This window comes from Phocaeicola sartorii JCM 17136 = DSM 21941 (assembly GCF_054653615.1).
Map to the genome: position 1 here is coordinate 483,020 of NZ_BAAIFW010000005.1, position 22,285 is coordinate 505,304.

Here is a 22,285-nt window from a genome sequence, read left to right on the forward strand (position 1 = left end):
AGAAAAGTGCTTCTTTTTTTATTTGGTTTATTTACCTTTACTCCACCACAACGGAGTCATGATATTGTCTTCTCCTCCCAACAGTTGAAGTGCCTGATTATAACCTGCAGGGTCAGCATTTTTCAAACTGGTCGGATATCTCATACGTTGCGGATACAAATTCCAACTTTGCCCTTTAGTATACGAAGCTGTAGACCAATAAGGTTCCATGTCAGAACCTGTGAAAGTAGTTTCATTAGCCGGAATATCGAAGAATGGCAAACCTAAACGACGATGGTCAGACCACATTTCCAATGCCAAATAAGGAGTCTGAGCAATATATTTCTGAGTGATAACCTTGGTTAACTGATCATTCAGCTTTTTACCTTTATACAGAATCTTGCTGGCATCTGGATATTGATAAGTCATAGTTTTAGCCTCCTTGGTATAACCATCCACATAGTTTACAGTCATATTGGTTGGTTCATCTGTGTGGGAGAATTTTACAGAAGTACCCACACGATTGTAAGCGGTAGAATTCAGATAGCTATCTACATACTGGCTAATACCGAAATATTCAAAACTAGCTTTGACACCATTCTCGTAAGCCACTTCTGCTGTCGTTCCTACAGACCAACCATAAAGAGCTGCTTCCGCTAATAAGAAATAAGTTTCCCAAGGTGCAAACCACACACGTTCATTACTACTGTCGCAATAGTTTTTGCCTAACAAAACGCCTGTATCCCAAATATTTCCCGCAACTTTATTTTTAGAAAATTTATCAGACCATGCACCTCTTTGTCCTACCGGATAATAATTCCATGTGAATTGAGCATCCAGTTTCACTAAATCAGCACCTTCTTTATCAGCCATCGCATGCGTATCATGTCCCTTTACAGAACCTTTATCTATAAAATTGGCGGCAGTTTGATCATTGGGCAGACAGAAAATTTTCAGAGCACGCGGATCAAGGTTCTCAGGAATACCATCCATCCAGAACTGTTTAGTCGGATTGTCAGTGAATTCTGCATAGTGTTGATCAAATTTCATACCCATATAATTCATCCCCTTAATGTAAGGAGCTAAGTCAGCACGCTGTTCAGTTACGGCAATGCCGCCCAAACCTACAAGAATATTAGACATGGTTGAGGACAAAGCCTGATCGTCCCATGAGCGTGTATAGATACCATCCCATGCACTCCATCCTCCATATTCTTTCACTTTAAACATATCATCCAACGAAGTAATGGCAGTGCTTTTTGCTGCATCTTCAAATTCACTTTTGGCTTTTGAAGGATTAGATTCAGACAAACGCATGGCATAGCGCATACGCAAACTGTTGGCATACTTCTGCCATTTGGTGGCATTATAGTTAAAAGCCGGATCGCTCTTTCCTTCCTGCTCTGTAGGTTCTACGGAGGTGTCAATAGCAGCAGATGCCTCTTTCAGTTCTTTAAGAATGAAGTCGTAAACTTCTTCAACACCATTGAACTGAGGATTCACTCCGTTGAAAGCTTCTATAGGATAAGGTCCGAATGTATCTGTATATTCTGCTATCAGACAGGCACGCCAAACACGGGCGAATTGTTTTACATTAGCAAAAAATGCCGCTTCATGTTCTGACGGATTTACCGCTTCATCTGCAAATTTGATTGCCAGAGTAGCATTCTTCAACCAACTTGTCACTTGGTTAAAATAAGCTGCATTATATCCATCATTATAACGTCCTATGTTCAAAAATGACATTTCACCACAGATGCGGGCTGCGCTCGCCCAGTTGTAAACAACGGTACGTTCCGCTACATCCGGATTTTGTTGAGCATCAATAATAGATTGATCCAACGCGTAGTGCGGCTTTACATATTCCGCACCTGCAGCCGACGGACTCGTGTTAATATCATCGAAATCAGAACAGGAGGTGGTACTGCCCATCAAGCCGGCACACAATCCAAAACCGATAAATAGTTTATTATAATTTTTCATTTTAGTCAAGTTTTAAAAAATTAGAAACCAAGTGTAACGTTAAACAAGAATGTGCGTGAAGTAGGAGATGCTGCATTTTCAAAACCAGTAGCATTGGTACTTGTTGCATATACAGACTCGGGGTCTATACCATTCAAATGACTCTTAATCATCCATACGTTATTACAAGAAACACCCAATTTTACTTGTTGGAACGGAGTCTTGCTCAACATTGATTTCGGGAATGCATAATTTAATGACACATTACGCAGGCGAATATTGGTTGCGTCATAAATGTTGGCTTCACCGATACCCAAGTTACCGCTGGAAGTAGTTACTGCAGTCCAATAATCTTGCGGAGTGATTTCAATAGAATTCTTTGTATAGCTTCCATCTTCATTTAAAATAACACCCGGAACTACGAATTTCTCACGTTTTCCATTAACTACAGTTTTTGCAGCTACACCGTTAGCCTGTAACATACGATTCGTACCAGAGAAGATATCACCACCGAAACGTCCGTCAATCAAAAAGCTGAATGAAAATCCTTTATAAGTAAAGGTGTTAGTCCATCCCACCAAGCAAGTAGCTTGCTGATCTCCAATCTTTTCGGATTTAGAAGTACCTTGTGGCAAGCCACTGCTATTTAAAAGTAATTCTCCTTTATGCTCACCTTCTGCCACACGTTGGAACTTGGTACCCCAGATTTCACCATAGTTACCACCTGCTACCGCATACACATAAAGATTATCGTAACCGCCTAATGTATAGGTCATGTTCTTGTATGCCTCACCTGGGAGTAATTCAATAATTTTATTCTTGTTGGTAGAGAAGTTAACGGTTGCATCCCAGCTGAAATCTTTAGTTTCGATAGGACGTGCGTTCAGCATAATTTCAAGTCCTGTGTTTTGGATATCACCTGCATTTACTTTCATTGATTCATATCCTGAGAAATTATTCATCGGAATATTTAACAACTGGCGGCGTGCGTTTGATTTATACCAAGCTACGTCAACTCCTAAACGGTTGTTGAAGAACTTCACTTCTGCGCCAGCTTCCCAAGAAGAAATCAGCTCACTGCGAACATCTTCATTATACAAAGTCTTGTTTCCCCATGCGGTAGTACCACCGGTATGACCATCAGAACCTATACCATAGGTATTATACAACTGATACGGGTCCATATCATTACCTACTTGGGCAAAAGATACACGTGCCTTGGCGTAAGTAAACCATTCTGGCATCCCTTTACCAATTTTATTCACCATGTCACTGATAACCCATGACACACTAACAGAAGGATAGAAGAATGAACGGTTTTTCTTGCTCAATGAAGATGACCAGTCATTACGGAATGTTCCATCAATAAACGCCCATCCATCATAATTAATACCTAATGTTCCATATAAAGAATTGATTTTTTTGTGACTATAAGTTTGTGTAACGCTAAGGTCAGCTTTATCTCCATTGGTAATCCAGAACAAATCAGGTACAGTCAGTTTGCCCATACTTGAATCCAATCCGGTAGATTTACGTTCCATCAAGTTTCCACCAAAGGTTAATGTTCCACCGAACTTATCAATCAACTGGTCTTTCTGTGCAGAAAGCAAGAAGCTAAAGTTGTTTTCAAAGAATTTCTTCTCGCCTACACTATAGCGTCCGTTCTTTTGAAGCGGGCTTCCTGCATACAACTTATTTTCGGTTTCAGTGTAGTACATATCGCTACCTGCTTTGATCTCAGCATTCAGCCAATCGGTAAATCTATACTTTAATGATCCGTTCAACAGGAAACGGTTACGGCTATCCTGATTGGTGTTATACTTCTCTGCCCAGTAGGGGTTTAGTCCACTACCTCTTTCCCACCATCTCATTTCACCAAATTCATCTTTGCTATTCTTAAATTGAGTGATATCCAAAGAAATAGGAGTAGCATACATGGTGTAGAATGCATTTTCACTTCTAGCACCTGAGATAGGACGGTTCTTGGCTAATGAATTGATGTATTGAACCTTAGCATCCAAGCTCCAACGGTCATCCTTTCCGAAAGTAGAAGAAGCGCGTAGCATCAAATTGGTACGGCTCAATTTGGCACCAGGGATCTTACTGGCATCATCCATACGGGTTATAGATGTATAAACCGATGTTTTGTTGAATTGCTGTGAGAATGAGATATTCTCATTGAGATTGGTACCTGTATTAAAGAAATTGTCCACATTATCAAAGTATTGCATGGTTTGAGTCTTTCCATCCCAATCCGTATAACTTTGACCTGCAATTTCTTGTCCCCAGTTAGAACTTGACTTAGCATCAAAAGCACCTTTGCTACCTTGTCCGAAAATTTTCTGGCGGTCAGGTTTCATGAAAATAGTTTCTGCGGAAACGGAAGCAGATATTGTAATACCCAGTCCCGGATTTTCACGTCCTTTCTTAGTTGTAATCAAAATAACACCATTACCTGCGCGTGAACCATAAAGAGCGGCGGCAGATGCACCTTTCAGAACAGACATGGATTCAATGTCTTCAGGATTGATATCCGACAAACCGTTACCCATATCGGTTGACGGATTCCAATAATCATTATTGCTGGCACCTGTAAAGTTATCCATAGGTACACCGTCGACAACAATCAACGGTTGGTTCAAGCCTGTTACAGAGTTACTACCACGAAGCTGGATTTTAGAGGAACCGGCAGGACCGTTACTTGAACGGATAATCTGAACTCCAGAGACCTTACCAGTCAAGGCATTCGCAAGGTTAGTTTCACGAGCAGATACTAGAGCGTCACCTTTTACTTCCTGCATGGCATAACCCAATGCTTTCTTTTCGCGTTTAATACCCAAAGCAGTTACTACCACTTCTTGCAAAGTTTGTGTGTCGTCCTGCAAGGTTACGTTCAAAGGTTGTCCTTCCCACTTAATTTCTTGAGTCTGGTAACCTACGAAAGAGATTTGGATAATATCTCCTTTTTTGACTCCAGATAAAGAGAAGTCACCGTCAATGCCAGTGATAGTTCCATTCGTGGTCCCTTTCACTATTACAGATGCACCGATAACGGTTTCACCTGTGGCGTCTATCACGACACCCGTACATGTTCCGCTCTGCTGCGTAATTTTCACATCGGTAACACCCGGATTGGAAACCGCGTACGCTGCTCCGGTAGAGGCACCCATTAGGAACAGCATCATACTGACTGATTTTAGTCGTTTTAACATAGCTGTGATTTTTTTAAGTTTTTATTGAAAATCAAGTAATTCCGTATTCTAAGTTCCGCCGGAACTGTGTTTTTCAATTTAATTTAGATTAACGGTGCAAATATATAATAAATTTAATATATAAAAGAATACATCAAAAAAATATTTTGTTTCACCCCTTGCTTTTTAACAGTTACGAAAGAATAGAGGCTTTTTATTAAAGCGGTACAAGTTGCTTGGATACTACATTCTTTAATAATATTGTAAAAAATTAAGCTATGATTGGCAAGAGTTTTTTTGCAAAGTGGTAGAATAAGAGTAGCATCTTTATGCGGTATTAGACATACTTCTGTCTTTTTATATTATTAAGGTATGGCCGCATTTATAACTTGAATCAAGGTTTCTTTTCCATAATTCTCGTTTTTCTGTTCGTTATTCTTGAAGTAGCTGTTCTCATCCGTAATAATTGATAATTATCCAGCTGGATTTTGTTACAAGTTTCTATGAGTCAAAGTAAAATCTGTAGATGCAAATAAAGTTAGTTTTGCCATCTACAGATAGAAAAAATGCTCAGTTCCATGGGTAGGATTTATATATGCAGAAACATCTCTTGCCCATAAATAAAGAATATAAAGGGATAAAGTTGATTTCCAATGGTCGCAAGATCATTGAGTGTTTTGGATGTTCATGTTCAAAACCGGAAAAAAGAGAGAAACGAAAAAGAAATGGCAGCAATAGACGTTTTCTCACATTCTTTCTACTATCACCACCCATATCTCCATTTCTAAAAAAGTGGGGGGGATAGTAGAAGAATCTGACTCAGAGAATAAAAAGTTGCAAGTTAGAAGATCAGTGTACCCGAAATACACCAATAACTGTTGCTTCCTCCTTCAGGGGCACCTTGTGGAATTTGTACGGAAAGTATATGTTCTCCAGCTTCCATGTCCCCCAAATAGATATATTCCGGATTGGTGACTGTACCTGGACACCAGTTGGAACGACTCAAGTCGGATGAGCTCAACCCATTCGAGAAATTACCGGAACAGGGATTCCAGTTGCGATAAGTACCACAATCATCGCGCCAAGGAATGAATGAAATGATTTTCTGACCGTCCAAATAAATGGTGTTCGTTTTTTGGTTAAACTCATCGCCTCCACCCCAGCCACCATGGCCAGTGGTAAGATAATACAAGCGGGCGTTCTTGACCGGCTCTTTCAGTGTGAACCTCACTGTCAGAGAGTCGTTACGCATGAAAATAGGATAAGGCTGGCCAGCTTGTTCCAGGTAGTTGACAGTATTGAACAGAGGAATCGCATTGTAAACCCGATGTTCCTCATCAGGATAGTATTTCAGTTTCAAAGACAAGCGGTGACCTTTTGCATCCCAGTTCCCAATGTAAGCACCAATCCACGCTTCCCCTTCCAACTTTTCCATCAACGGAGTTATTTCTGTTTTATAAATAACAGAGTCTACCCAATTTTGTCCTTTTACCTTGTTATGGTTGAACTTACGCACACCAAATCCGGTGAAAAAGCGCATCAGTTCCAAAGGCACGTCATAACTTTCTGTGGAAATCAGCCCGTGATAATCGGAACCTTCTGATTGGAAAGCAGGGACACTTTTCAGATTACGCAGTGCATCAAGAAAAGACTGGGCCTTATCCGTAGGGATCATGAAGATTGATCCTGTACGGTCGTACGCATCACCGTCTGAATATTGTGCCACTTCAGCAAACAGAGTGCGGTTCTTCACATAGTCTGGCAGTTTTACTTTCTTAAGAATAATCGTTCCGCCTCCTGCGCTGTATTGTATGCCTTCCTCCAATGTGTCTGGCAGTTTGGCTCCATTGAAGCAAATGGTTTGCTGGTCAAACACAGGAATGGTGATGACTCCGCTTTGGTTTATGGTGTACTGGTAATCAGCGGCATCCATCGCTTCTCCCCAATCGGCGGGCAACAAATCCGCTTCCTTTTTTAACGGAGTGATGAGGATGGCTTCTTGCACCATATCTCCATTGCGGACTATCTTTAATACCAGTCCGTCCGGAATGCCGACATTGGGCTGGGGGGTTCCGCGAAAAGGAATTTCATTGGTGTACCATACTTCGATGGTATTGGAGTTGATGGAAGTGCGTACTATTTTGCAATTCAATCCCAAATGCTTCCCTTCGCCTTTTTCGGTAAAACCGCGGCCTAATTCAAAAGGAGTCATGGCCGAGATGATTTTTCCATTGGGCAGTTCGGCACGGCGATAAGACTGGCAAGTGGTATAGTCTATATAGCTACCGGTAACAGGTGTCTTGTCTTCAGGACGTACTTGGTTGTCATTTGGCTGTTTGCTCTCAGCCCGTTTATTTTCCAAAGAGACCCGATCGGTTGAAACCGTCATCAACAAATACCCCGGACGCACCTTTCCTTTATAGCTGGACTGATAGGTAACTTCGATTCCTTTCGCATTCTTTACTTTTTTTGAATAGTTCTGCGCATGAATGGCAGATACAGCCGTAAGGCAGCACAAAAGCAGCCATAATTCTTTCATTGTAAAATTCTTCATCATTTTTTATATATAAGAGGTTATCGGTTGTTTGCTATTTATTATGTCCTTCTATTATACATGTAGCACAAAGAACGCAATAAGATTTCAACTCAACAAATAATAACCGGATATTTTGAATCAGCTGTATGAAAATCGGCAGACAGGAACTAGTCTATGGTAGATAAAAGGTAGAAAAACATGCTATATATCCGCGTTGGAAGCTATCAAATAAGTGTTTTAAGTTTTGTGTGGTTTTATCATTTTATTGATTATCAATACAATGAGCAGTTCAATAGTTCCGGCGGAACTTAGAATACGGAATTACTTGATTTTCAATAAAAACTTAAAAAAATCACAGCTATGTTAAAACGACTAAAATCAGTCAGTATGATGCTGTTCCTAATGGGTGCCTCTACCGGAGCAGCATACGCGGTTTCCAATCCGGGAACTGACGATGTGAAAATCACACAACAAAGCGGTACATGTACGGGTATCGTCAAGGATGCTACAGGGGAAGGCGTTATTGGCGCATCTGTTGTAGTAAAAGGAACAACGAATGGTACCATCACAGGGCTTGACGGGGATTTCTCTTTAAGTAATGTAAAGGAAGGAGATATCATTGTTATTTCTTTTGTCGGATACCAAACTCAGGAAATTAAATGGGCAGGCAAACCGCTTGATGTTCTTTTGAAAGATGATACCCAATTATTAGGTGAAGTGGTAGTTACCGCTTTAGGTATGAAGCGTGAGGAAAAAGCATTGGGTTATGCTGTAACTGAATTGAAGAGCGAGGAACTGTACACCAATACTGTCAACCCGGTTGCGTCACTACAAGGTAAGGTTGCCGGTGTGGAAATCTCTAATTCCGATGGTGGTATCTTTGGTTCTGCTAAAATTCAAATACGTGGAGCGTCAACATTAGGAAGCAACAACCAGCCTATTTATGTTGTCGATGGTGTTATTCTTGATAACTCTACCCGGGGACGTGATATGGATGGAGAAGAAATTGATGCGATTGACTATGGTAATGAATTGAAAAACTTGAATCCGGATGACTTTGAAACGATATCCGTATTGAAAGGTGCCGCAGCAACAGCGCTTTATGGTTCCCGTGGTTTGAATGGTGCGGTTGTTATCACGACCAAGGGGGGTGGTAAATTCAAAGGCTTCGGCGTGGATGTTACCCAAACTCTAGGTATTGATCATGCTTACAAGCAGCCAAGTATCCAGACAGTATATGGACCGGGAGCACGTCCGGGTAGAATCGGATATGGAGAGAATGGTAATACTTGGATTCCTACTTATTACACCAATGCAAAGGGAGAACCTTCACTGATCAACGCACCTTCTTTAGGATGGGGACTTCCTTACGATAGCTCGGTGATGATTGAAGATTATGACGGACGTAAGATCCCTTATTCTCCAATCAAAAATAATATGTTGGATATGTATCAGTTGGGTTTCAATACGAATACAAACGTATCGGTACGCGGAGGTAATGAAACGACATCATTCTACAGTTCTGTTTCTTATAAGAAGGTGAACTCAACTACGCCTAACAATACATTCGAACGTTATGCTTTCTTGGTAAAAGGCAGCCATAAAATCAGTGACCGGGTGGATGTGGCTGCATCTGTAAGCTTTGCCAACTCCAAACCACGAAATGCAGCTCGTGCGGTAGGCGAATATTTCTATCAAGGATTAAATCCATTGTATGATGCCAAATATTACCGTGATAAATATTTAAGTGAGCAAGGTGGTATCGCACGTTCAGGAGATACTTATGCCAATGTGCCTAGCTCCAGCAAAAACTATTGGTTCAATATCGATAATATGGACTATAATCGTAAAGAAACCGTAGTGCGTCCTATTTTGGAGGTCAATGTGAAAATAGCCGATTGGGTACGTTTCAAAGGTGAAGGCAATATGAACTATGTATATGTTCGTGAAGAAAACAAGGAACTGGGTACAGGAGTTGCTTACGAAGGTGGTAATTATACTTTGGCTCAGCAGACCAAAGAACAGACTACTTTTGCAGGTACGTTCACTTTTGACAAAACAGTGAAAGACTTCAATCTGGGCGGTTTTATCCGTGGTGAATATTTTAACAACTATCAGACTGCTTATTCTGTGGCTACTGACGGTCTGATTGTTCCTGGACAATTCTTTATCGGCAATAGTAAACGTCAAATTAAGGCAAGCGGTAAGATTGAAGGAACTAAACGCATGTTGTCTGCCGTATTCGCATTCAACGCTTCTTGGAAGAATCAATTATATCTGGATGTAACCGGACGTAATGACTGGTCTTCTTCTTTGGTTTATTCTAACAAAACCGGTAACTATTCTTATTTCTATCCTTCTGTTTCAGGATCTTGGCTGATCAGTGAAACATTCAAGGATAAAATGCCTTCATGGATTTCGTTTGCGAAGATTCGTGGTTCATGGGCACAGGTAGGTAATGACACAGATGCTTACACGATTAATTCGGGCTACAATGTGGGTAATTTGCAACTGATAGACGGTAGCTATGTATATACAAATTCGTTCTCAAGCACTGCTATCTCACCCAACTTGAAACCGGAACGGAAGAACGCATGGGAAGTCGGTTTGGATTTACGCTTCTTGGACAATCGTATTAATTTGGATGCTACTTACTACAAAGAAAATACAAAAGACCAAATTATGAACATCTCCACACCTTCTATATCAGGTGTCAGCAACCAGTTGATTAATGCCGGTAACATTCAAAACAGTGGTGTGGAAATCGCTTTGAATACGGTTCCTTTCAGAAATAAAGACTGGGAATGGAATTTGGATTTTACCTTTACAAAGAATAGTAACAAGATTATCGAATTGCATCCTGATGCTGCTGAATACATTGGTCTGCGTGGTTCAACAGGATGGGGTAATATGCGTATACAGTCGGCTGCAAGAGTGGGTGGTCCTTATGGTGTATTGATCTCCGATATCACTCCAAAGAGAGACGACAATGGTAATATCATTCTGAAATGGAGTGATTCCGACCGTTCGGCATACGCTGACAGAAGTTTGAAAAACGAGGTGATCGGTGATATGAATCCTGACTTCCTGGGTTCTGTTTCTACCGGATTGACTTGGAAAAACTTGAGTTTCAGAATGGCTTTGGATATGCGTTTCGGCGGTAAGGTAGCAGTTTATGGTAATCGTTATGGTACAGCATACGGATGGACTGAATCTTCTTTGAAATTCCGTGATGAGGCTCATGGTGGTATGACATGGACCAGCCAGTATTTGAATGCGGATGGCAGCCACTCGGGTAGTTATGGTGTAACCTACCATGACGGTATGATACCTCAAGGAGTGTTTGCATCGGGTACTACTGTAACCGGAGTGGACGGCAAGTCTCATAATGTAGGTGGAATGTCTTATCAACAGGCTTACGAGGCAGGAATCTTGGAGCCGATGCATGCTGCGTCTTATTACAATTATGCCAACCAGTGGTCAACCGGTATTGTCAATGACGGATGGGTACACGATTTGAAATATATTGCTTTGCGCGAGATTACCGTGGGTTACACATTCCTGGAAAATATCGCCGGTAAAATTGGAGCAAAAAGATTGGGTGTAAGTTTCTCCGCACGTAATTTGGGCTATCTGTATAATTCATTGCCCAATGACGTAAATCCTGAAGGTGTACGTGGTAACCTGAGTGGTGAGTTCCGTATCCGTAGCTTCGATCCATATACAGCCAATTACACAATGACTATTAATGTAGGATTCTAAACTTATAAAAAATTGAAGATTATGAAACTAAAATATATAATGGCAAGCCTTTTGATTGGCGGCTGTGCTTTTATAAGTAGCTGTAAAGATGACTTTACTGAAATCAACACTAATCCGACTGTTGTCTCAAAACCGGATCCACGCTATCTGTTTACGGAGGCATTAGCCAAATTTGACGGTCATGACTATTTTGCTTGGTATTATGATTACAATAATATGCTGCGATGGTCTCAAACTGTTGCTTCGACAGGAGGTAATGAGAATCTGATGACCACCATGTCCAATTCTGGTAAGATGGGTTCGCAAGTCTATAGCGTAATGAATCAGGTAAATGAGTTGGTTCATGTTGTAAACACAACGCTGGAAGGTGAGGAGCAGGCAAAATATACTTATTTGAAAGCTCTTTGTAACCCGTTGATGATTTACCTGGCTATGTGGGATACGGATATGTATGGTTCCATGGCATATACGGAAGCATATCAGGCACGTTATGGAGGTACGCTGACTCCTAAATATGACACGCAGGCTGAATTGTTTGATTTGTGGGAACAACAATTAAAAGAAGCCGTTGAGACATTAGCCAATGATGTAGTCCTTGGTGGAAACAAAGTTACACAGCAGTCATTAGGTTCACAGGACATCATCTATCAAGGTGACTATGCCAAATGGTTGAAGTTTGCTAATTCCCTTCGTTTGAAATTGGCTGTCCGCTTAATCAATGAAGACAAGGCCCGTGCGCTGAATATCGTCAAAGATGCAGCGAAATATCCTATAATGGATGGCCTGGAAGATGACTTCTTTTATAATAAGAGTGCTACAGACCGCCACTTGGCAGGTGGAAACTCTATGGACAACCGTGGTGCGGGCTCAATGCAGCTGATAAACTTCATGATAGACCACTTGGATCCGCGTGTCCGTGTCTTTTTTGAAAAGAATGATTATAATCCCATTGTCATACAGGCCTTCTATGACAAAGGACAAAGACTGCCTTCATTTGTAGAAGAAAATGTCATATCAGAAGAGGTGGATGGGAAAAAAGTGTTTAAGGGCTGGAAAGCTCCGGGCGAACCATGGGTACGCTATTATGGCTTGCCGACAGAGGTGGAAGCAGGCTTGGAAGACCAGCATCCCGAATATGCTGATTATTTTGACAAGGCTGGAAAACTTTGGAAGGTTTCGGATAAAGATGGAAACGGAGAAACCACTTATTATCCCTATTCTCCATTGAATCAATATATGTTCGACAAGAAAGTCATTATTGATTATCCGGTAGCCCCCGGAGCTCCGAGAGTTCAGATAACCGATTTGTATGCATGGTATGGATTGTATTTATCTACAGCTGAGGTGAATTTGTATCTGGCGGAACTTAAGTTATTGAGCCAGGGCCAAGATATAGGTTTTTCAGGAAGTGCCGAGTCTTATTTAAAGAAGGGAGTGGAATATTCAATGCGTGCTTATGATAAGCTGGCGGGTCTGAATCATGTTCCATATTATGACAATACATTTGGACAGGATAAATTTGATGTAAGCATCAAATTGCAGGAAAGTGAAGTCGCTGGGTTATTGAGTGATCCTATTCTGACTTTGGATGGTTCTGTGACCGAGAATCTGGAGAAGGTTTATTTACAGCAATATATTCACTTCATTTTCTTCCCGGCCGATCAATACATAATGATGCGCCGTTCGGGATGTCCTATGAAGGAAAGTAAGTTGTATCCTATGTTGGATCTGAATCCTAAAGTGACCAACTATCCATTACCTCGTCGTTTCCAGGTGACACAGCCGACAGTGGATGATAAAATGGGCGATATCAAGCGGGAAGCATATCAAGCTCAAGGATATTCCTATGGACCGGAGCCTGCTACGTTGAACGCAGAGCGTGTATGGTATGACAAGAAAGCCCCTCAGTTTGGTGAAGGACCTAAATTAAATTAATATGTACATTTACTGTAAGGCGATAATATATTGCCTTACAGCATGAACCTCTTGTTATATTAAAGAATAAGCCCTCTATAAATCGTGGAATCGTTTATAGAGGGCTTTGCTATAATATCGTATAAGTTTGATGAATCATCCGGCATTGCATCACGCAGAAGGCTGCAATATGATTTGTCAGCGAAAAGTGATGGATGCCCAAGTGGCTGTCTTATTTCATCTTATAAACTAATGTTCCGCCTTTCAGAATATCCTCGTGCGAGATATAATTCTTGGTATACGGTTCACCGTTCAGCGTGATGCTGTCAACATACTTGTGTTCCTTTGACAATCCTTCGGCAATGATGGTGAAAGTCTTTCCACCGGCCAGGTGCAATACGAATTCCGGCATCTGCGGAGCACCGAATACATAATTGCCGCTTACCGGATCCACCGGATAAAATCCCATAGCCGAGAACATATACCATGCCGACATCTGTCCGCAGTCATCATTGCCGCACAGCCCGTCGGGCTCGGGGCGATATTGCGTGTCAAAGATTTCGCGGATCAGTTCCTGGGTACGTTCGGGACGGCCTGCCAGCGTATATAAATAAGTAATGTGGTGGCTGGGCTCGTTGCCGTGTGCATATTGACCGATCAGTCCGGTCACGTCTGCCTGGGTGGTTTCCAGTTTCAGGGTGAACAAAGAATCCAGTTTATTTAAAAATGCTTGTTCTCCGCCGAATAACTCAATAAGCCCCGGTACATCATGCTGCACATGCCAGGTGTACTGCCATGCATTCCCTTCGGTATAATCTCCACCGGTACTTTCCATGTGGGCAACCTGGCTGGGATTGAAAGGAGTCCTCCAACTTCCGTCCGCATTGCGCGGACGCATGAACTGGGTTTCTGCATCAAACAGGTTCTTATAGAAATCGGCACGTTTGGCAAAATAGGCGGCATCTTCCTCTTTACCCATACGTTGGGCCATATCGGCTGCGGCATAATCATCATAGACCGATTCCAGCGTAGAGGATACTGATTCTGTCTTGATCAAGTCAGTAGGAAAATAACCGTATTTCATGTAAGTTTCCCAATCGGATTTCAGTTTATGAGATACGGTCTGGGTATTCTTGACTGCATTGAAGGCACGTTCGGCATCAAAGCCCCGGAAGCCTTTACGATACGCTTCGGCGATAACCGAAACACCGTGGTTGCCAATCATGGTATATGTTTCTTTTCCCCAAAGTCCCCAGATGGGCAGGAAGCCTTGTACCTCGGCCTGTTCTACCAATGAATGGACGAATCCGTCCACTTTCTCGGGCACCATCAAGGTGTAGAACGGGTGGGCGGCGCGGTAAGTGTCCCATAAGGAGAACGTGGAATAAAATGTTCCGTTACCGGCTTTTACAATGGAGTCGGCCGCGTTGCGGTACCGTCCGTCCACATCCGAGATTTGATTGGGCTGGATCAGGGCGTGATAGAAGCTGGTATAGAAATTGGTCTTCTCGTCATCGGTGCCGGTCACTTCAATGCGGCTCAGGTAGCTGTTCCATTCATCGTGGGCCGCCTGCTTCACACCTTCGAAATTCCAGTCGGCCATTTCCGCTTCCATATTCTTCTTGGCTCCATCCACACCGGTGGTGGACATGGCTACTTTCATCAGTAATTCATCTCCCGGCTTCATGTTAAAAGTAGCGATGATGCGTTTCCCTTTCTCTGTTTCGGCCATGGGCAGATACAGGGTGTCTATGACAGGCCGGTTGAACTTCATGACAAAGAAGTAATCCTGGTTCACCCACACACTGTTGCGTACGTGGCCGGTCAGGGTTTGTGCATCCTCCCAATTGGTTTCACAACTTTGCACTTGCGAATGGTATTGGTTTTCGTTCCATGTAGGTCCGTGCTGAAGGTCAATCAATACAGATGCCGAGTCGGCGTTATGATAGGTATAACGGTGCAGGGCGGCATGGGGCGAGGCGGTCAGCTCGGCCTTCACACCGGGGTCGGCCAGCTCTACGGTGTAGTATCCGGGAGCCGCGGCTTCCTTGTCTTTGGAGAAGTGGCTGCGGAAGGCGTCCCAGGCACGGGTGCGTGTGCCGGTGACGGGCATCACCAGGATATCTCCCAAGTCCATACACCCTGTCCCGTTCAGGTGTGTCTGCGTGAATCCCCAGATCAGGGAATCGGTGTACACATATTCCGAGCAGTATCTCCATCCCACGGCACCCGTTACGGGGCTGGTCTGGATCATGCCGAAAGGACGGCAGGCGCCGGGAAAGGTATGTCCGTTGTCTGCTGCTCCGATGAACGTGTTGACATACTGCGTGTAGTCAGTTTCGTCTGTCTGCTGCGTGGTGGAACAGCCGGTGAACAGGCTGCCTGCCAGTGCCCATGCGCAAAGGATAGAATAGGTTTTCTTCATAGATTCGCAATTAATAAATATTTTGCGTAAAGATAACGGTTTTCTTGAAAATAAATAGCGGAAGGTCCGGACTAAATAAGAATTAAACAGGTATATTTGCGAATCTTAAATGGATAGAGATATGAAAAAACTACTCTTATGGTGCTGCCTTTCTTTGCTGGGGCTGCATGTGAAGGCTCAGACCAAAGTGATTGATTATCCCGTGGAAGGAAAGCGCTCTACCGACTGTGTGGAGTTTTACCGTGCGGAAGTTTCGGACACCGCACTGATATTGCGCGGTAACTTGTATAATCGCCCCGGTCACTGGGTGCAACTGGCTTCGTCGGCGCGGCTTACGGGGGGCGTCACCGGAAAGGTCTATCGCCTGGTAGGTGCGGAAGGCATTGAGCCGGATCAGAAAATATATATGCCCGCTACATGGACCCGTCCTTTCTCGTTGCAATTTGAACCGGTGGAGGACAAGGACCGGTGGGTGGACTTTGACGAGGGGACTGCCACAAATGGTGAGTTTGTCGTCAGAGAGATCTCACTGGAAGAGAAAAAGGAGCGGAAAAGAATTCATTGCCGCATTGAGGGGCAGGTGATGGGCAATCCTGCCTATAGCCGCATCATGCTGTATCCCGAAGGCACGGATGACCGTGTCAATGACTGGCAGTCCATTCCTGTACGGGATGGCCGGTTCTCATTCGATCTGTACACCGACACCGAAGAACCCTATGAATTGTGCGCATGGAGTGACAAAATGACGGGGGCGTGGCGTCCCGTACCTTTTATAGCCGAGGACGGCGTACTGAAAGTGACCTTCTATTCGTTGGAGAAAAGTGCCGAAGTCACCTCCGAATCCCCCTTGAATAAGGAACTGCTTGCATTCAACCGGCAGACGGACAGTTTGTTCATGCGTTCTTTGCGGATGGAAAAAGACAAATTGCGGCGGGAAGGAAAAGTAGAGAGCCTTGAAATGCAGGCTCTCCATAAACAGTTTGAGGGAGCGAAAGACGAGGCCGAACGGAAAAAACTAGGCGACCGGGCACAGGAACTTTATAGAACGGGAAAGGCTTACACTCCTGAATATTATGAACTTGAGAAGAAAAGTACGAAAGCTTATGATGATTTTCAGGCGTATAGTCTGGACTATATCAAGGCGGATTCCTCCTTGGTGGGGCTTTATCTGCTGAAGAATCAGATGGAAAGAAGCAAAAGGCAGGGAAAAGACCTTGCTCCTTATATCGCCGTCTACCGGGAAATATATGCTTCCTTGTTTTCCGGCAACGCCTTGACCCGTTATGTGCGGAACTGGATTTCCGCCCTCGAAGTCAAGGTGGGAAACCGTTTTGTGGATTTTGAGGCGCCCGATCTGGAGGGAACCCGTCATCTGCTTTCGGAGGAAATAGCCGGCAAGGTGGCTCTCATTGACTTATGGGCATCGTGGTGCGGTCCGTGCAGGCGTACCTCCCTCAGTATGATTCCGATCTATGAGTCTTATAAGGATAAGGGCTTTACGGTGGTAGGCGTGGCACGCGAGCGCAGTGCCGGGGATATGAAGGCCGCTTTGGTTAAAGATAAGTATCCTTGGTTGAACTTGCTGGAACTGAATGACCGCGCGAAAATATGGGAGAAATATGGAATCGGTAATGCAGGAGGGGCTACTTTCCTGGTAGATAAGGAAGGGAAGATACTTGCTGTCAGACCTACGGCGGAGGAAGTGAAGGCGATATTGGATAAAATACTGTGGCAAAACTAAAATGACCCTATCAAACTCTATTTTGCACAACAGTCTGTGATAGCTTACCCGCTGTCGCGGACTGTTGTACAAATTGAGTAAAACTAACGGGGCGTTTTATTTATTACTTCAGAGAAGTCCGAAATGTTTCAGCGCATTGGCTATTCCGTCTTCATCTACGGAGGTGGTCACATAGTCGGCCACAGCCTTGACGTGAGGTTCGGCGTTTCCCATAGCTATCCCTGTGGCTACGTGTCTCAGCATGGGGATATCGTTGCCGCCGTCACCGAAAGCCATTGTGTCTTTCAGGTCGATGTCAAAATATGCCAGTACCTTGTCTATTCCCGTACTCTTGCTGTTGCCCCGTGCGATGATATCAGCGAACAATGGATACCAGCGCATCGGTTCGCAATGAGTCAGCACTCTGCCGAATATATCTGTTTCTTTTTCTTCTTCGTCCGTAAAATACCCCATTATTTGCAGGATGTCTTTTCCACGGGCTTCTTCTATGGAGGCGACAGGGGGAACAGGAATTTCAATCAGATCGGAAACAGCCTGTACTCTGTCATTCACCTCTGTGACGAACATTTCATTGCCGTATGCAAAAACGAAAGGCACCGGATGGCTCTGTTGGAAAGTGATAAGCCGTTCAATGTCTTCTTGCGGGATGCAACCTTTATAAATAGGCTGGTGGCCGGCGGTAAAACAATAGCTGCCGTTCACCGTGATGTACCCGTCAAACTCCAAGTCACCCAGATTGTTTATCAAACACTGTGGGCGGCCGGTAGCAATAAAGATTTTGATGCCTTTGTCACGGAGTGCCTTTAATGCTTCGCGGGTTGAAGCGGGAATCTTATGGGTCTCGAAAGAGACTAGAGTGCCGTCTATATCGAAAAAAATAGCTTTGACCATACGTTTGCCTATTGAATATTATCGTTATATATTTTCATTTTGCAAAGATGGGAATAAAAATACATGCGTACAAATGCGATAATGATTAAATTTTAGGCTATTTGACCTTACAGATTGATTTTAATATCTATATTTGTGTTTCTAAAATAACAAGAGAAATGGCAGTTCAGTTTACAAGAATAGCAGTAAAGATCGGTAGTAATGTGCTGGCGCGTAAAGATGGCACGCTGGATGTGACACGTATGTCAGCCTTGGTGGACCAGGTGGCGGAGTTGCGTAGGGCCGGGGTGGAAGTCATTCTGATCTCATCCGGAGCGGTGGCTTCGGGACGCAGCGAGATCAAGCCTTCCAAGAAATTGGATAGTGTGGACCAGCGGCAGCTTTTCTCGGCGGTGGGACAGGCCAAACTGATCAACCGTTACTATGAGCTGTTCCGCGAACACGGCATCCCTGTGGGACAGGTGCTGACCACGAAAGAGAGTTTCGGCACGCGCCGTCATTACCTGAACCAGCGCAACTGCATGATGGTGATGCTGGAGAACGGTGTGATACCGATTGTGAATGAGAATGATACCATCTCGGTCACCGAATTGATGTTTACAGACAATGACGAGCTTTCGGGCATGATCGCCTCCATGATGGATATGCAGGCGTTGATCATACTGAGCAATATTGACGGTATCTACGATGGCTCCCCCTCCGCCCCCGGTACACAGGTGATACGCGAGGTAGAGCAGGGCAAGGATCTCTCGGACTATATACAGACGGAGAAATCGGGATTCGGCCGGGGCGGCATGCTCACCAAGACCACCATTGCCCGCAAGGTGGCTGATGAAGGCATCACCGTCATTATAGCCAACGGCAAGAAAGACCATATCCTGGTGGATTTGCTGCAACATCCGGTAGAGACGGTCTGTACGCGTTTCATTCCGGCGGAAGGCGGAGTATCCAGCGTGAAGAAGTGGATTGCCCACAGCGGAGGCTTTGCCAAAGGCGAGTTGCACTTGAACGAACAGGCCGTGAACGTGTTGAAGGGACAGAAGGCGGTGAGCCTGCTTCCTGTGGGAGTGGTCCGTATAGAAGGAGAATTTGAGAAAGACGATATAGTGAAAATCATCGACCACCGGGGCAGGCAGATAGGAGTGGGGCGCATCGGGCTCGATTCGGCAGAGGCGCGTACTTTGTTGGGCAGGCACGGCCAGAAACCGATGGTGCACTATGACTATCTGTATTTGGACTGATGTGGTAATGATGTAGATAAAATGAAATGACAATGGAACAGATTGAGAATATTTTAAAACAGGCAAAGCAGGCAAAAGGATCTCTTGCTTTCTGCAAGGAGGAGATCATCAATGACACCTTGTCTGCCTTGGCCGACAGAGTGGAGGCGGCTACAGACCGGATTCTGGAAGAGAACGCCAAAGATCTGGCGGCGATGGATCCTTCCAACCCCAAATATGACCGTCTGAAACTGACGGCGGAACGTATTCGCACCATAGCCGCAGGCATACGCCAGGTAGCCGCGCTGCCTTCTCCCTCGGGCAGGGTACTGAGTGAGACCGTGCGCCCCAATGGCATGAAGCTGACCAAGGTGAGTGTGCCTTTCGGAGTGATAGGCATCATTTATGAGGCTCGTCCCAATGTGACTCTGGATGTGTTTGCGCTTTGTTTCAAATCCGGCAATGCCTGTATCTTAAAGGGGGGAAGCGATGCCGATTGCTCCAACCGTATCCTGGTGGAGATTATCCGGAATACGTTGCTGGATGTAGCCCACCTGTCTCCTTATCTGGTGGCATTGTTGCCGGCCGGGCATGATTCGGCCGACGCGCTGCTCCATGCCCGCGGCTATGTGGATCTGATTATTCCCCGGGGCGGCAAGGGGCTGATAGACTATGTGCGGCAGAACGCCACGATTCCCGTCATCGAGACAGGGGCCGGTGTGTGTCACGTTTATTTTGACAAGGACGGTGATGTGGCGAAAGGAGCTGCCATAATCCGCAATGCCAAGACACGCCGTGTCAGTGTATGCAATGCCTTGGACTGTCTGATAGTAGATGTGAACCGGCTCACCGATCTTTCCACTCTTTGCAGCGGCTTGCAGCAGGACAACGTGGAAATCTATGCCGATGATTTGTGTTACAATTATCTGAAAACCTCTTATCCTCCCCACTTGCTGAAACATGCTTCTACGGATACTTTCGGAACGGAGTTTCTGGACTATAAGATGGCGGTGACGTCGACGATGACCATACAGTCGGCTGTGGCCCACATTTCTATCTATGGTTCGGGGCATAGTGAATGTATTGTGACGGAGAATGACTGGGCGGCCGGTTATTTTATGAAGGCGGTAGATGCGGCTTGTGTCTATGTGAATGTGCCCACCTCGTTTACCGATGGCGGCGAGTTCGGACTGGGAGCGGAGATTGGCATCAGCACGCAGAAGCTTCACGCCCGTGGCCCGATGGGGCTGGAGGAACTGAACACATACAAGTGGATTATTCAGGGCGATGGACAAATAAGACAATAATATTATAAATGAAAGGATTATGAGATACTTTACAAACGTACATGATTTGGGCGACTTGAGGAGTGCCCTTGCCGAAGCGTTCGAAATAAAGAAAGACCGCTACAAGTATGAAACCTTGGGAAAGCATAAGACTTGTCTGCTGATTTTCTTCAACAACAGTCTGCGTACCCGTCTCAGCACCCAGAAAGCAGCCCGTAACTTGGGCATGGATGTGATTGTGCTCGATGTGAACCAGGGCGCATGGAAGCTGGAGACCGAGCGCGGGGTCATTATGGATGGCGACAAGAGTGAGCACTTGCTGGAGGCTATTCCGGTCATGGCTTCTTATTGTGATATCATCGGTGTGCGTTCGTTCGCTCATTTTGAGAACCGCGAGGACGATTATACCGAAAAGATTCTGAATCAGTTCATCAAATATTCCGGCAAGCCTGTATTTTCCATGGAGGCTGCCACCGGTCATCCGTTGCAGGCCTTTGCCGATTTGATTACCATTGAGGAGTATAAAAAGAAAGAACGTCCCAAAGTGGTATTGACTTGGGCGCCACACCCGCGTGCATTGCCTCAGGCCGTACCTAACTCGTTTGCCGACTGGATGAACGAGGCCGATGTGGATTTTGTCATCACTCACCCCGAAGGCTATGAGCTGGACCCGAAGTTTGTCCGTGGCGCGAAGGTGGAATACAACCAGCTGAAAGCCTTTGAAGGGGCTGACTTTATCTATGCCAAGAACTGGGCATGTCCCGGTGTCACTTGTCCTGCCGACTATGGAAAGATCTTGAGCAAGGATATGAGCTGGACGGTAGATGCGGCGCACATGGCAGTGACAAACGATGCTTTCTTTATGCATTGTCTGCCGGTGAGAAGAAACATGATTGTGACCGATGAGGTGATTGAAGCTCCTACTTCGTTGGTTATTCCTGAAGCGGCCAACCGGGAGATCTCTGCTACGGTTGTTTTAAAGAGAATGCTGGAAGGGTTGGAATAACCGGCGGTCGGAATGATGTATTCTTCCTTTTCAATTTATCGTTTCACCTATGTGATGAAACCGTATCACCCATGTGATGAAAACTAATCACCTTAGTGATAAAACTTCATCACTAAGGTGAAACGATAAACAGAAAAGGGTAGCGCAATGATTTCTATCGGACAAAAAACTGTGTGTATCCTTGGCTTGACTATATATAAGACAGTGTGTGGCCGGATTGCCATTCAAGAGAAAGAATCACTTCGGAAACTGAAGACCGGGCGGGGGCGGCTGGGACAAACTTACGGAGACGCTTACGGAACTGCTTCCTGACAGATGGAAAAAGGCTAATGGATAAAAAGGGAGCATTAGCCTTTTTATTTTAGCAAACTA

Annotated in this window: 11 protein-coding genes; 6 read left to right on the forward strand and 5 right to left on the reverse strand. The window is 44.6% G+C overall.

The window, feature by feature from the left end; all coding sequences use genetic code 11:
• Nucleotides 1-27 precede the first annotated feature (27 nt).
• The 3 genes from ACYQ0C_RS02130 to ACYQ0C_RS02140 all read right to left on the reverse strand — a co-directional run bounded on the left by ACYQ0C_RS02130 (nt 28) and on the right by ACYQ0C_RS02140 (nt 7,671).
• A complete protein-coding gene (locus ACYQ0C_RS02130) occupies nt 28-1,962 on the reverse strand; it encodes a SusD/RagB family nutrient-binding outer membrane lipoprotein (RefSeq protein ID WP_016275402.1) in 1,935 nt (644 codons plus the stop codon).
• Between the two features lie 20 nt (nt 1,963-1,982).
• The gene (locus tag ACYQ0C_RS02135) at nt 1,983-5,153 is read right to left on the reverse strand and encodes a SusC/RagA family TonB-linked outer membrane protein (protein WP_016275403.1); all 3,171 of its coding nucleotides are present in this window, start codon (nt 5,151-5,153) and stop codon (nt 1,983-1,985) included.
• A gap of 820 nt (nt 5,154-5,973) precedes the next feature.
• Nucleotides 5,974-7,671, reverse strand: coding sequence for a PNGase F N-terminal domain-containing protein (locus ACYQ0C_RS02140; RefSeq protein WP_371327423.1), 1,698 nt, complete (start codon nt 7,669-7,671; stop codon nt 5,974-5,976).
• A 357-nt stretch (nt 7,672-8,028) separates the two neighbouring features.
• Between ACYQ0C_RS02140 and ACYQ0C_RS02145 the strand changes: the two genes are divergently transcribed.
• Together ACYQ0C_RS02145 and ACYQ0C_RS02150 are read left to right on the forward strand one after the other, a co-directional pair.
• A complete protein-coding gene (locus tag ACYQ0C_RS02145) occupies nt 8,029-11,430 on the forward strand; it encodes a SusC/RagA family TonB-linked outer membrane protein (RefSeq protein WP_016275405.1) in 3,402 nt (1,133 codons plus the stop codon).
• A 21-nt stretch (nt 11,431-11,451) separates the two neighbouring features.
• Complete coding sequence (locus ACYQ0C_RS02150; protein WP_016275406.1) at nt 11,452-13,365, forward strand: SusD/RagB family nutrient-binding outer membrane lipoprotein; 1,914 nt, start codon at nt 11,452-11,454, stop codon at nt 13,363-13,365.
• Nucleotides 13,366-13,576: 211 nt separating this feature from the next.
• On the opposite strand, the gene ACYQ0C_RS02155 is transcribed toward ACYQ0C_RS02150, so the two are convergent.
• Nucleotides 13,577-15,769 (reverse strand): GH92 family glycosyl hydrolase, encoded by a 2,193-nt coding sequence (locus tag ACYQ0C_RS02155; RefSeq protein ID WP_016275407.1) that lies wholly within the window; start codon nt 15,767-15,769, stop codon nt 13,577-13,579.
• A 121-nt stretch (nt 15,770-15,890) separates the two neighbouring features.
• On the opposite strand from ACYQ0C_RS02155, the gene ACYQ0C_RS02160 reads away from it, so the two are divergent.
• Nucleotides 15,891-17,510: a TlpA disulfide reductase family protein gene (locus tag ACYQ0C_RS02160; protein WP_016275408.1), complete on the forward strand. Its 1,620-nt coding sequence runs from the start codon at nt 15,891-15,893 to the stop codon at nt 17,508-17,510.
• Between the two features lie 108 nt (nt 17,511-17,618).
• On the opposite strand, the gene ACYQ0C_RS02165 is transcribed toward ACYQ0C_RS02160, so the two are convergent.
• The gene (locus ACYQ0C_RS02165) at nt 17,619-18,401 is read right to left on the reverse strand and encodes a Cof-type HAD-IIB family hydrolase (protein ID WP_016275409.1); all 783 of its coding nucleotides are present in this window, start codon (nt 18,399-18,401) and stop codon (nt 17,619-17,621) included.
• 158 nt (nt 18,402-18,559) lie between these two features.
• On the opposite strand from ACYQ0C_RS02165, the gene proB reads away from it, so the two are divergent.
• Genes proB through ACYQ0C_RS02180 form a run of 3 tightly spaced genes read left to right on the forward strand, consistent with a single transcriptional unit; the run spans nt 18,560 to nt 21,913 of the window.
• Entirely contained in the window at nt 18,560-19,642 is a 1,083-nt protein-coding gene (gene proB, locus ACYQ0C_RS02170; RefSeq protein WP_016275410.1) for a glutamate 5-kinase, read from the forward strand.
• A 32-nt stretch (nt 19,643-19,674) separates the two neighbouring features.
• Entirely contained in the window at nt 19,675-20,928 is a 1,254-nt protein-coding gene (locus ACYQ0C_RS02175; protein ID WP_016275411.1) for a glutamate-5-semialdehyde dehydrogenase, read from the forward strand.
• 19 nt (nt 20,929-20,947) lie between these two features.
• Complete coding sequence (locus ACYQ0C_RS02180) at nt 20,948-21,913, forward strand: Rossmann-fold NAD(P)-binding domain-containing protein (RefSeq protein WP_016275412.1); 966 nt, start codon at nt 20,948-20,950, stop codon at nt 21,911-21,913.
• Nucleotides 21,914-22,285 lie beyond the last annotated feature (372 nt).